The sequence below is a fragment of the Acinetobacter johnsonii genome (assembly GCF_048551975.1).
GTDB classification, from domain to species: Bacteria; Pseudomonadota; Gammaproteobacteria; order Pseudomonadales; family Moraxellaceae; genus Acinetobacter; species Acinetobacter johnsonii_A.
Genome location: NZ_JBIMCF010000023.1, coordinates 35,206 through 47,668, shown reverse-complemented (window position 1 = coordinate 47,668; position 12,463 = coordinate 35,206). Strand labels below are relative to the sequence as shown.

The 12,463-nt window shown below is 40.3% G+C and carries 11 protein-coding genes; 2 read left to right on the top strand and 9 right to left on the bottom strand.

Annotated elements, in window-relative coordinates; translation table 11 throughout:
* Nucleotides 1-388: 388 nt before the first annotated feature.
* From ACG9ZB_RS14095 to ACG9ZB_RS14060, 8 genes are all read right to left on the bottom strand, one after another.
* The gene (locus ACG9ZB_RS14095; RefSeq protein ID WP_419326396.1) at nucleotides 389-1,642 is read right to left on the bottom strand and encodes a DcaP family trimeric outer membrane transporter; all 1,254 of its coding nucleotides are present in this window, start codon (nucleotides 1,640-1,642) and stop codon (nucleotides 389-391) included.
* A gap of 105 nt (nucleotides 1,643-1,747) precedes the next feature.
* Nucleotides 1,748-2,794: an AbrB family transcriptional regulator gene (locus ACG9ZB_RS14090; protein WP_419326394.1), complete on the bottom strand. Its 1,047-nt coding sequence runs from the start codon at nucleotides 2,792-2,794 to the stop codon at nucleotides 1,748-1,750.
* A 49-nt stretch (nucleotides 2,795-2,843) separates the two neighbouring features.
* Nucleotides 2,844-4,343, bottom strand: coding sequence for a tripartite tricarboxylate transporter permease (locus ACG9ZB_RS14085; RefSeq protein WP_419326393.1), 1,500 nt, complete (start codon nucleotides 4,341-4,343; stop codon nucleotides 2,844-2,846).
* A 12-nt stretch (nucleotides 4,344-4,355) separates the two neighbouring features.
* A complete protein-coding gene (locus tag ACG9ZB_RS14080) occupies nucleotides 4,356-4,802 on the bottom strand; it encodes a tripartite tricarboxylate transporter TctB family protein (protein WP_419326392.1) in 447 nt (148 codons plus the stop codon).
* A 55-nt stretch (nucleotides 4,803-4,857) separates the two neighbouring features.
* Nucleotides 4,858-5,850: a Bug family tripartite tricarboxylate transporter substrate binding protein gene (locus ACG9ZB_RS14075; protein WP_419326391.1), complete on the bottom strand. Its 993-nt coding sequence runs from the start codon at nucleotides 5,848-5,850 to the stop codon at nucleotides 4,858-4,860.
* Nucleotides 5,851-5,943: 93 nt separating this feature from the next.
* Entirely contained in the window at nucleotides 5,944-7,089 is a 1,146-nt protein-coding gene (gene tcuB / locus ACG9ZB_RS14070) for a tricarballylate utilization 4Fe-4S protein TcuB (protein WP_004730463.1), read from the bottom strand.
* A 2-nt stretch (nucleotides 7,090-7,091) separates the two neighbouring features.
* Nucleotides 7,092-8,486 (bottom strand): FAD-dependent tricarballylate dehydrogenase TcuA, encoded by a 1,395-nt coding sequence (tcuA, locus tag ACG9ZB_RS14065; RefSeq protein WP_419326389.1) that lies wholly within the window; start codon nucleotides 8,484-8,486, stop codon nucleotides 7,092-7,094.
* Nucleotides 8,487-8,612: 126 nt separating this feature from the next.
* The gene (locus ACG9ZB_RS14060) at nucleotides 8,613-9,518 is read right to left on the bottom strand and encodes a LysR family transcriptional regulator (protein ID WP_419326387.1); all 906 of its coding nucleotides are present in this window, start codon (nucleotides 9,516-9,518) and stop codon (nucleotides 8,613-8,615) included.
* A 487-nt stretch (nucleotides 9,519-10,005) separates the two neighbouring features.
* Here ACG9ZB_RS14060 and adeR point away from each other — a divergent pair, with 487 nt between their 5' ends.
* Nucleotides 10,006-10,734, top strand: a complete 729-nt coding sequence (adeR, locus tag ACG9ZB_RS14055) for an efflux system response regulator transcription factor AdeR (RefSeq protein WP_419326385.1) — start codon at nucleotides 10,006-10,008, stop codon at nucleotides 10,732-10,734.
* Complete coding sequence (gene adeS / locus ACG9ZB_RS14050) at nucleotides 10,724-11,815, top strand: two-component sensor histidine kinase AdeS (protein WP_419326383.1); 1,092 nt, start codon at nucleotides 10,724-10,726, stop codon at nucleotides 11,813-11,815. The genes adeR and adeS overlap by 11 nt, the downstream gene beginning before the upstream one ends.
* A gap of 22 nt (nucleotides 11,816-11,837) precedes the next feature.
* Here adeS and ACG9ZB_RS14045 read toward each other — a convergent pair whose 3' ends face one another.
* Nucleotides 11,838-12,377, bottom strand: a complete 540-nt coding sequence (locus ACG9ZB_RS14045; protein WP_419326381.1) for a GNAT family N-acetyltransferase — start codon at nucleotides 12,375-12,377, stop codon at nucleotides 11,838-11,840.
* Nucleotides 12,378-12,463 lie beyond the last annotated feature (86 nt).

Sequence of the window (12,463 nt, the reverse complement as noted above, 5' to 3'; positions counted from 1 at the left end):
AGAAATGCCACATCTCCGACAAACTAGGCCAGCATCATTGGTCTCTCAAATAATTTAACCCATACGAGTCTTTGTTGAATTTCTCTGTTCATAAACACCAATTATATTGAAATGATGTCTATGAATTACACATATTAGGTGACTATTTGCTGCTAAATTACTTTACGCTCCAGACGTAAAATAGAAAAGCTCAAGCAATGCCAGATGAATAGCATTTCTTGAGCCGATGGCTTAATTATAGTCAAACTACTTTATTATCCATACAGGATTCTAAAAAAAACTCGAAATAATTCATCGACTGATTTGTATTGGTTTTATAATGATTTGACTATAAACTTACGATGCAGACAATCAGAAAAGTGAATATCCGCAAAGTATCAATCCTGTTCTAGAATTCATATTTCGCCATCATTTCTATACGATTATCTTTTCCAATTCGATCATTCACGGTATTACGCTCACCATAAACATACTCCACCCCAAAAGTTAAAGGTTTATTGGGTTTGAACATCATATTCACCCAGCCCTGTTGTAACTTCTCATTGGCATCTTTCGGAATTCGGTCTTTATCAGCATAGATCAATGCACCATAGCCGAGAGTGCTTCTCAGCTTTTGATTAAATTGATAAGTAAGACCCATTTGAAAGGCATCAAAATCAATTAATTCGATGTCATCACCATTTTGGATATAACGACGGTTATCTGAACTTGCCAAAAGTAATTTATTGTCTCCAGAAACATGCGAATAGTTCGTATTGAATAATAAGGATGGCGTGATTTTATAACGAAGACCGAGTGCTGCTCCCCAACCCAATTCTGTTTCATCATTTTCACTACGTAAGCGTACTTCTTGCAGCAGACCGCGTGCAGTCATTACTCCTTTACCAGTGGCAAATTCATGTTTAACTTTACCTGCGAGTAAGGGCAAACGGTTCTCATCATTGCCTTTTTCTAAGCTTAAGAAATAGATGGTGAGCGGACTGATGGATTGCGAGTATCGCACCATTGGATTACGTGTTGTACCACCACCTAAAGCAGTATTTGAATCGAGCATTTCTGGCGCTGTTTCTGTTGAAAGAAAATTAGATGTCGTTTGACCAATCAACCAACGATCATAATTCAAATAAACATGCCGTAAGCGTGCTGTATCCTTGTTCTCTCCACCACGAAAATCGATTTCAATTTTGCCTTTTAATGTTTGGTCAGCTAAGGGGGTGGAAAAATCTAAACCAATACGTGTGGCATTCACTGTCGAATCCAAGCGATCTTCAGTGGCTTTTTTACTCGGATCCCCTTCTAGCACCACAGTATTAATCCGGTTAAACATGCCTTTCGCACCTTCAATCTGGTATGCAACATCAGCACGAACAAATCCATACAAATTCACATCAGCACCAGATTTGGTTTGCCACTTTGATATAGCTTGGATATTTTTTTCAGCAGGTTTAACTACAGTGGTTTCCGCTGTTGGTGTGATATTCGGATTAGTAGCCGATTTCACTTGCTGAGCCTGAAGCATTTGTCGAAGCTCATTCACTTCAGCACGCAATTGTTCGATTTCACTGCTCTGATTTGCATGGGTAAATGTAGTGATCGTGGTCAAACTCGCAATGAGTGCAATCCTAGGTGTATTAAATTTCATTTTGCATTCCATGTATTTTATTTAAAAAACTATGTTGTTCATCCATTTACAAAAACTGTAGGTATAGTTCCTCCTATATGAGCATGTGCAGCTGCTTAGAACGTCTTATTTTTCAGATTTAAAAAACAGTTGAAGACTGCGTTGATAAAAGAAATGAGTAGTCAGAATGACAAAAATTAATCTGGAAAGTTGAAAAGCCACAACAATGGGTACCGCAAGCCCCAAAGCTTTCGCCATGAGTGACATTTCTGCAATTCCTCCTGGTGAAAGCCCTAAAATCAAAAGCTGTTTTTGCGTATGACTTAAATTGACCAGCAATAAAGCAAAACTAATTGAGAACCCTAAAGCCATTAGATTGAATACCAATGTCATCAAAATAAATTTTTTATTGTTCTTTAAAAAACTAAATGGAAATTTGCTACCCAATGACCAACCAATACAAACTTGACCAAAAGCAATAAACCATTCAGGTAATCTCATTTGAAGCATTCCGTAGAATGACATCAAGCCAATAATGGCTAGTGGACCCAAAATCCAGGCATTCAAAAGATTAAAAAATTGAAAAACCCTACCAACAAAAAATGCTAGACAAAAAAGCAGAAAGACCTGAAGAAAGTCAAATCTTTCCGTATCTTGTATATGTAAACTAGGCCATTCAACTTGAAAATAAACTTGCATAAAAACTGGAACTAACACCACCAGAATCACAATTCTCAAACTATGTGCAGCAACCACTTTATCGACTTGTGCCTGATGACGTTCTGCAATATTCACCATCTCACTAGCACTGCCAATGGCTGAAGAAAACCATGCGGTAGCCCAATCTAAAGCATTAATTCGATATTGCAGACCCGCCAACATAGCTCCCAGTAAGAGTGACCATGCCATCCCAATCAGAATAAAGCCCCAATAAGCAGCGATGGCTTGTACCAGAGCAGGTGTAAAGTATAGACCTAGGGCCATACCAATAATGATCTGCCCTACACGTCGCCAACGAGGATCACAGCTGAGTGGATGCCCAACGCTACCCAGTAGCAAGGCTGTCAACAATGGACCCAGCAACCATGGCAAAGGAATATGCACATAATTGGCCAATACGGCACCCAATAGAGCGAGAGCCAAGCCTTTGATATTTGAGCTGATTGTTTTCATATTTTTGGGCAATAATAGTCAACAGCTACTGACCGTTATTGCCATCCCGTTAAGCTTGTTGCTTTTTGATGAACAGGTACTTACGTACCACTGGTAAGATCAATAACAAGGTCGACATGATCCAAAGACCCATACTGATGTTACTGCTCCACAAAATGTTGAGTTCACCTTGAGAAATAGACAATGCGCGTCGCAGGTTCGACTCCATTAATTCCCCGAGTACGAAGCCAAGAATTAACGGTGCCAATGGGAAATCAAATTTTCTCAGGATATATCCAAATACACCCAAGCCCATGCAGAGCAGCAAGTCAAAGATATTGGTGTGAATGGCATACACCCCAACAAAGCTGACACTGGCAATAATTGGAATCAGAATATAATTAGGAATACTCAACATGCGGGCAAAGAAACCCACTAATGGCAAGTTCAATACCAACAGAATGATATTACCGACCATCAAAGATGCAATTAGTGACCAAACCAATACTGGCTGCTCTGTAAATAATTGTGGGCCTGGAGTAATGTTGTACATAAGCAATGCCCCCATCATTACCGCTGTTGTACCAGAACCTGGTACACCCAAAGTCAACATCGGGACAAATGAGCCACAAGCTGCTGCGTTATTGGCACTTTCGGGAGCTGCAAGACCACGCAGATCACCTTTACCAAACTTGCTATTGTCGCTTGCCATCTTGCGTTCAGTGGTATAAGCCATCGCACTTGCAACGGTTGCACCTGCACCAGGTAAAATTCCCGAGAAGAAACCAATTAATGCACCACGGATAATGGTAGCCAATGAACTGAGAAATTCTTTCACGTTGAATAGTGAACGTTTTCCTTGCTCCATCGCGACTTTACCAATCGTGGTGCGTTCAAGCAGTAATAAGATTTCACTAACACTAAATAAACCAATGACCAAAGTCGTAAACGCAATACCGTCACTTAATCCAACACTGTTAAAGGTAAAGCGATACACCCCTGTAATTGCATCCATCCCCACAGTCGAAAGAGCCAAGCCCATTAATGCCATGATTAATGTTTTGAAAGGCTGTGTGCTGACCAAACCCGTTAAACAGACAATTGCAAATACCATTAAGGCAAAATATTCGGCTGGACCAAACGCGATCGCCCATTTCGCCAAGATTGGAGCAAACAACACAATACCAATAAAAGCGATCGTACTGCCAATGAAAGAACTGACCGAAGACAACGACAAGGCAATACCTGCCTTTCCTTGCTGTGCCAATGGATAACCATCTAAGGTGGTCATAATGGCCCCAGCATCTCCAGGTACGTTTAAGAGAATCGCTGAAATACGTCCACCATATTCACAGCCTAAATAAACTGCTGCCAATAAAATCAAGGCACTATCAACAGGTAAACCTAAGGCATAAGCAAACGGCAATAAAATTGCCACGCCATTAATAGGACCTAAACCTGGCAATAAGCCTACAATTGTTCCAATAAAGGCACCAATAAAGGCAATTAGGAGATTTTGCGGTTGTAAGGCAACCTCGAAACCTGTCATTAAAAAACTTAATACGTCCATATCGGGTCATCCTTAACCAAAAAATCCAAGTGGTAATGGCACATCCAAGAAACGGTCAAACATATAATAGGTACTAACGCTGAGTACCAAACCTGTAACCAAAACTGGTACGGTCTTGCCATGGAAAAGTTTGCCCAATGCTACCGTCATCAACAGCGTTGCAACAATAAAGCCCAGCCATTCAAAAACTAATGCATACAGTGTTAAAGCAACTGTACACAACGCTAACTTACCAAGCAGATACTTCGTCCAGCCTAACTCAACTGGCTCAAACATAATGGCTGGGCGCACAGTGAGATACACTGCACTAGCTGTAATTAAGCCCATTAATAAAATAGGAAAAGCTTTAGGTCCCACTGGATCGTAGGAAATTGGCGCTTCAAAATTGCTTGCATAGATCAGCAAAAATAATCCACACACTGCAATAATGGCGGTAAGAATCCGTTCAGATTTCATCATCTATCCTCAAAACAAAAACTGAGCTGAGAAATTGTTTCTCAACTCAGTCTATGTGCTATTTTGATAATTTATATTCTTGCGACAATTGACGCATTTCTTCAGTCTGCTTATATACATAGGCAGTAATTTCTTCACCTGTCATCTGAAATGGGAGAAGATCTTGGTTGTTACGTATTGCTTCATATTTTTGGTCAGCCATCATTTTATCGAAAGCATTTTTCCACCAGCCATACGCGTCATCACTGACCTTTGGTCCAATATAGAACCCACGGATTACTGGCCATTCAATGTCATAGCCCTGCTCTTTGGCAGTACGTAGCTGTGAGAATTTCCCTTCTAAGCGTTTGTCTGCAAACACTGCCAAAACACGAATATCACCAGATTCTAGGTGTGAGCCGACTTCACTGACATTGCCGACACCAACTTGAATATGCTGCCCCAGTAATGAAGTTAGGACTTCCCCCCCACCTTCAAGTGCAACAAATCTCAAGTCGGCAGGACTAATACCCGCTTTTTTTGCCAACATTGCAGTTTGCATCCAGTCTTGACCACCGACACTCCCTGCACCACCAAAGCTAATGGCTTTCGGATTTTCTCGTAGGGCTTTCATCAGGTCATCGAGGTTTTTCAGTGGTGAGTCTTTATGTACCGAAACCAAACCATAATCTACGGCTACCCCTGACAGCCATTTCACATCTTTTTCAGAGAAGTTTCCAAATTTTCCTTGCGCCAAGTTCAAAAGTGAACCCGTCGAAAATGCAATCACGGCATCATTGTTCGCAGGATCATTATTGACAATCTTGTTATAGGCAACAGCACCTACACCGCCTGGCATATACGTGACACGAATCGGTGCTTCAAGCTGTTCTGTTTTTTTAAAGCCAGACTGAATCAGTTTACAAGTCATGTCAAAACCACCGCCTGGCTTGGCTGGGGCAATACACTCTGGACGTTTAGGCTCACCCGCCGCTTTAGAAGCATTTCCTGAACCACATCCAACCATTGTCACGCCGATGCATGCTAATGCGAGTAATTTTAAATTTTTCATGTTAATACATCCTTATAAAGTGTTTACTCTATTAATCTTTTGATTTTGAACCATCACCATGATCGACCTCCTTGGCACAATCATGGTTAAGGCTTACTTAGTTTTAACCTTATGTTTTGCAATACGCTCTTCTACAGCAAACTTCAGTAAAGCTGCGCTACGGTAAAAACCATGTGCAAACTTGCCAAAAGGAATAGTTAAGAAGAAAGTCATAACGGTCGCCAAATGTATGATCAGTAATAGCGCCATTGCAGAACTGTCACGGAATGCCAGTAGTGCTAGTCCAGTAATACTGATCAATAACAATAAGAAGATAAAACCGCGATCCATTGGCTTTTGTTTAGCATCACCATGTAATGGATGGCGTTTGATATTTAGATAGAGCAGTCCGATTGGACCAACGACCAAACCAATCCCGCCCAATGTGCCTAAAATGACAGGTAAACTGGTATATGCATACGGTGCTTCTAGAGCTAAAAAATAGTGATAGAAAGTCGCAACACTCGTTGCCAAGAAGCACAATAAGAATCCATACATCGTGAAATGATGAAATACACGGCGTATGTGGGTATAACGATCATCTTCTTCATTACAGCCTTTGCCATGTCCTCCATCGAGGTATTTCAGGGTCAAGACATTTTTAGAAGCCTGTAGAATGTCTGGTTGTGCCACACCCTCTGGAATAATTTCAGAAGTTTGCTTCCAAAACTTCGCTACTCCCAAACCTAGCAGTACAAAGGCGGTGATAAAGACTGAACCGAATAAAACTGCTAAAAAGTTATGTGGGAAAATCGCGTAAAAATCACCTTGATATTGACCGAATAAGTCTGTGCCATTCATCCAAACCCCTGCCAACATCAACAAGAAGAAGCTGAATGACATTCCAGACACCAAGGCAATGCCTGTCTTTTTGTAAATGGCACCAAAAGAAGCCGGTACTGCAAACTCTTGATAAGTTTCCAAGCGAACTTGAGCCATAGCTTGAGGAATATTCACACCAAATTCATGTGGCGGTGCATATTGGCAGGCATGTAAACACGCGCCACAGTTATGGCACAAGTTAGCCATATAGTGAATGTCCGCCTGTGTGAATTCCAAACGCTTGGTCATGGCTGGGAATACAGCACAGAAAGTTTCGCAGTAACGGCATGCATTACAAATTTGTAAAGCCTGCTTAACTTGCTGTTCATTCTCAGTAAGTTGCACTACAGGAATGAATTTTTTTACATTGGAATTCATATTTAAGCTCCCTGCTTAAATGCAGCGGATGCAGCATTCTTACCTGCAATACGTCCAAAGGTGGTTCCAATTGACATTCCCACACCCGCGGTATAACCCTGACCAAGCACATTGCCCGCCATCATTTCACCTGCCACATATAAATTTGGGCTTGCGATATCGTTAAAACGTACTGCGGCATCATCTTTAACTTTCAGACCTAAATAGGTGAAGGTAATACCTGGTCTTAAGGCATAGGCATAATACGGGGGCTGATCGAGCGGAACTGCCCAATGCGTTTTTGCCGGGCTTAAATTCTCGGTATGACAATTGTCCAACACTGTGTGGTTAAACTCACCTTCAACACAAGCATGGTTATAGTCCCTTACCGTTTTGGATAAGGTCGCAACATCCAAATTTAACTTTTGGGCGAGCTCTTCAATGCTATTGGCTTGCGTCCCTTCAAAAACAGGCGGCATAAATTTACCCACTGATTTTGAATCGATAATTGAATAAGCAATTTGATTTGGCTGTTGAGCGACCAGACGTCCCCATATCGCATAGCGTTTTGGCCAGAAATCTTCACCCTCATCATAAAAACGCTCAGCGTTTTTATTGACCACAATACCCAAAGACACGCAGTCAATACGGGTACAAATACCGCCATCATATAAAGGAGCACGGGCATCCACCGCTACACAGTGTGACTGAGATGGATCGCCAATAATATCGGCACCTATATCTATCATTAATTTCAGCAAGTTGCCCTGATTAAAACGAGTGCCACGAATAATGAAGTTATCTGCAGGCCATTCACCATTTTCGTTTTGGCCCCAAGCTTCTTTTAACCATTCACGATTAGATTCAAAACCGCCTGCAGCGAGAACACAAGATGCACCTTCAAAGCGGGTACCATCGGCTGCAACCGCTGCGATAAATTTGCCATCTTCAATAATTAGGTCGGTAATTTTAGTGTTGTAACGGATTTCGACACCGAGGTCTTGAGCACTTCTAAAATAAGCATTGACCAGCGCTTTACCTCCGCCCATGAAAAAAGCATTGGTACGGGCAACATGAAGAGCACCTGATAAAGGGGGTTGAAAATTGACCCCGTGTTGACGCATCCAATCACGACAATTCGCTGTGGTACGAATTACCAAACGCGCCAAATGTTCATTGGTTTTTCCAGCAGTGACTTTGAATAAGTCTTGCCAATATTCTTCTTCCGAATATGCATCCACCAATACATCCTGTGGAGCATCATGCATACAGCGCAAGTTGCGAGTGTGCTGTGAATTTCCCCCGCGCCATTCTTTTGGAGCTGCTTCGACTAGTAATACTGATGCACCTGTCTCTCGTGCAGTGATAGCTGCACACAATGCGGCATTCCCACCGCCAATCACTATTACATCATGCATTCGATATCTTCCCTCTCGAATTTTGAACAATTAAAACTCAAAACAAGAGGTCAACGTGATGCTAAGGACTTAAATAGGTCTTTATTAAAACTAAATAGGCTAAAAGTCTAATAGTTCGACACTCGGTCATAAATCTTTACTTATCAATTCCTTAATACAATTTTTTATAGCTACTTTGGTGGCAAGGCTAGCTGGAGATAACTCCTCTTCTGAAATACTAATCAGATAATTCATTCGATCTAGCTCTGGCGAAACGATTTTAAGGAAGCACAAATCCGATCTAAGGTATTCAAAATAGGCACTGCCTGGCTGAATAGTTGCCATATTGAGTTGACGCACACAGTTCATGAGTAAATGCAAACCATCTATTTCAAATTCGACATTTAACAGTTCAACTTTTTGCTCCAAGAATTTGCGTAAGCCATGACGTTGACTGGGTAAAGCCAAAGGCAGTTGATTTACTTTTTCAAATTCAATTTGCTTGGTTTGAATATTTTCTGCAAAGCCATACTTATGAAGTAAATCTTCATGTGCTATCAAAAACATCGGTTCTTTCAGTAAAGGCTGGACTGACCAACTTGGATCAACATCTTGAGTAAAAATAATGGCAATATCTAGTTGGCGCGAATTGACCAAGGTGGCTAGGTTACCAGACAGACTCTCAACCAAATGCACCTTAATATCGGGATAACGTTTGGACATCAAATTCATTAACGGTACACCCAGTACCGAAGCAATACTCGGTGAAAATCCTACACAGACATGTCCCGTTAAACGAGAAGAATGTGCGGCTTCAATGGCATATTGCGTATGCCTAAGGACAAGTTGTGATTGTTTAAAAAAAGCTAAACCTGAAGGCGTTGGTTCCACCCCTGTGGTAGAGCGGCGTAATAAACGTGTGCAAAGTTCATCTTCAAGTTTAGAAATTTGCTGGCTTAAAGCCGAGGTTCCGACATCTAGCTTTTGTGCAGCCTTTCCAAAGCTTCCAGATTCGACAATCGTCACTAAATACTTGAGCTGCTTTAATTCCATTGAATTTCTCGCTTAGATGCACGCACAATCAATACTCATGGATTTTAAAAATAAGATATTGATAAAAAGATAGGAGAGAAAAAACATCATGTTCAACTCGAATTTCAACAGAGAAAGTTGAACATGTTCACCTTCCATAGAGGTCGGTCATACCAGATAAGGTGATGCAGTTTATTGAAATTGGGCACTTAATCAAAATACTATAGTTGTTTTGAAGATTTCCTCATAAAAAACCTATGCTTGTTTTATCTCTATCTGAACGTACTTGATCAAGACAATATGTTTATTTCCTTTAAAAATGTGAACCAAAGCTTATAAATTAACGGTCGCAAATTTCTGGATATATATTGAATTAAACAACATAAGATCTACGCTGCTAATCATTAAAATTAATGAAAATATTAACTACCCGATTAGACATTTCTATAAAATCACTATACTTTGAAAAATATCCATAAACTTAATTTTAGTACGCTTTGGTATTCTCTTGAACACATCCTATCATTCCTGCGACTTATCCAATAAAACCATTCTTGTGGTTGAAGACGACTTTGATATCGGTGATATTCTTGAAAGATATTTAAAAAAAGAAAATATGCATGTAATACGTGCTATACAAGGTCAGCAGGCGCTAGAACTGTTAAAAGTCCATGCTATTGATCTTGTGATCTTAGATATTAAACTGCCCAAAAAAAATGGTTGGGAAATATTAACCGTTCTAAGACAGTACAGTAATCTCCCTGTAATCATGCTTACTGCCATGGATGATTTCGACAATAAAATCATGGCATTAAAAATGGGTGCTGATGACTTCGTGGTGAAACCCTTTAATCCGAATGAAGTGATTGCTCGAGTTGAAGCAGTATTACGTCGGAGTACCTTACAGCAGGAACAAAAGAAATATCTGAACTATAAATCTATTGAAATTGATCTTGAACAACATTTGGTCTATGTTCTTCAACATGATCAAAAGCAACTGCTGAATCTCACGCTGACTGAATTTAATATTCTCAAGCTGATGCTGCAAAGTCCAAATAAGGTCTTTACCAGAAGTGAATTAATTGAAAAATGTATGCCCGAAAAAACGACTCTAGACCGTACCGTGGACAGTCATATTAGTAACTTACGGAAAAAGCTTGAACAAAAAGGTGCATTAGGATATTTCATCAATTTACGTGGTGTAGGCTATCGATTAGATCAAAATCATGATAACTAAACTGAATAAAAGTTCGATTGGTATTAGCGCCCAGCTGCTGATCATGATGAGCGTACTGAATCTGGGCATTACCATATTTTCCTTTGGTTTAGGCTATTTGGTTTATGGTTGGGCTACAGAAAAAGGTTTACTCGATCTCCATAATGCTTGCCCTGAAGATTTTTCCTTTACCTCTGTGGACTATCTGTGGACTTTTTTGGTCTTGTTGACGGGCTTTTTACTGTCAACTTTTTTAGCTTTTAGATACGCTAAACGCTATACCCAACCGATTAATGCGCTGGCCAATGTCGTACAACAAATTCAGCAAGGGAATCTTTCATTAAGAATTGAACAGCAACAAGCACACATTCCGCACGAATTCATGTCACTGATCCAGAATTTTAATGCCATGGCCAATCAGCTTGAGGTATCAGTCAAAAATTCTACCCTTTGGAATGCGGCAATTGCACATGAACTTCGCACCCCGATCACCATTTTACAGGGTCGATTACAAGGAATTGTAGATGGTATTTTTGAAGCAGATCCGCAATTACATCGAAGCTTGCTCAATCAAGTCGAAGGATTATCTTATTTGGTTGAAGATTTACGCACGCTGACTTTGGTTGAAAATCAACAATTCCGTTTAGACCTCCAAGAAACAACCCTTGAGAACAGTATTTTCAAGTGCGTTCAAATGTTTCAGGATCGCTTTCAACACAAAGGCTTGCATGTGGTCTTTAATTTAACCCATGAAACAGTGTTATGTGATGCAAGACGTATGGAACAAGTGCTGATTGCCTTATTTTCTAATGCCTCACGTTATGCAGACGCTGGCATACTTTCAATTACCACCAAAACAACCCAAGACCATTGGATTTTAATGCTTGAAGATCAAGGGCCAGGTATTGATGAACAGCACCTCGAACATTTATTTAAACCCTTTTACCGTTTAGAAGAATCTCGGTCACGCTTGGAAGGTGGCACTGGTCTTGGGCTTGCGGTGATTTACGCTATTATTGAAGCGCATCAAGGGCAGATCACTTATACAAAATCAACAGATTTTGGTGGTAGCTGTTTTACCATTCTCTTGAAAAAATCCTAGTGCTAGATCAAGGTCTCAAATCCTACTTTTTCTCTAACCATTCTTTTTTCAATATGGCGTATTGAAGGGTATTTTCATATTTTGGCGTTCCATCCTCATATTGAACAAAAGAAATATATTCGATAAAACATCCTTCTTTACGCATGCCTAAACGTTCACACAGTTTTTGTGAGGCATGATTATCCTCCTCCACATAAGCATAGATTCTTCGTGCATTAAGCTGATTGAAAAGATGATCTAAGAATGCATCAGCACTCTCATAGGCAAAGCCTTGACCATGAAAATTTGCATTGAAGTTCCACCCTACGGAGTAGGTATCTGGTTCTTCATGAATAAAAAATAGCTCGCCAATGACATGATTGCTTTGTTTTAACTGAACTGCAAGATAATCTTTACTCTGCTGTCTTGATTTTATTTTTTCAATCGCTTGTTCAATATTTGGAATCTGTTCACCGATAAAACAATTTACTTTGGGCTGAGAAAGATAAGCCAGCAAATCACTCGCATCTTCAATTTCAAATGCTCGCAAAATCAATCTTGGTGTTTCAATCTTTAACTGCATTGCATAAACCTCTTTAAAATATTACACAACATCGTCCGATGAGATAAAGTGAACACACCTTATCCCATGACTATGCTGGACTTGGG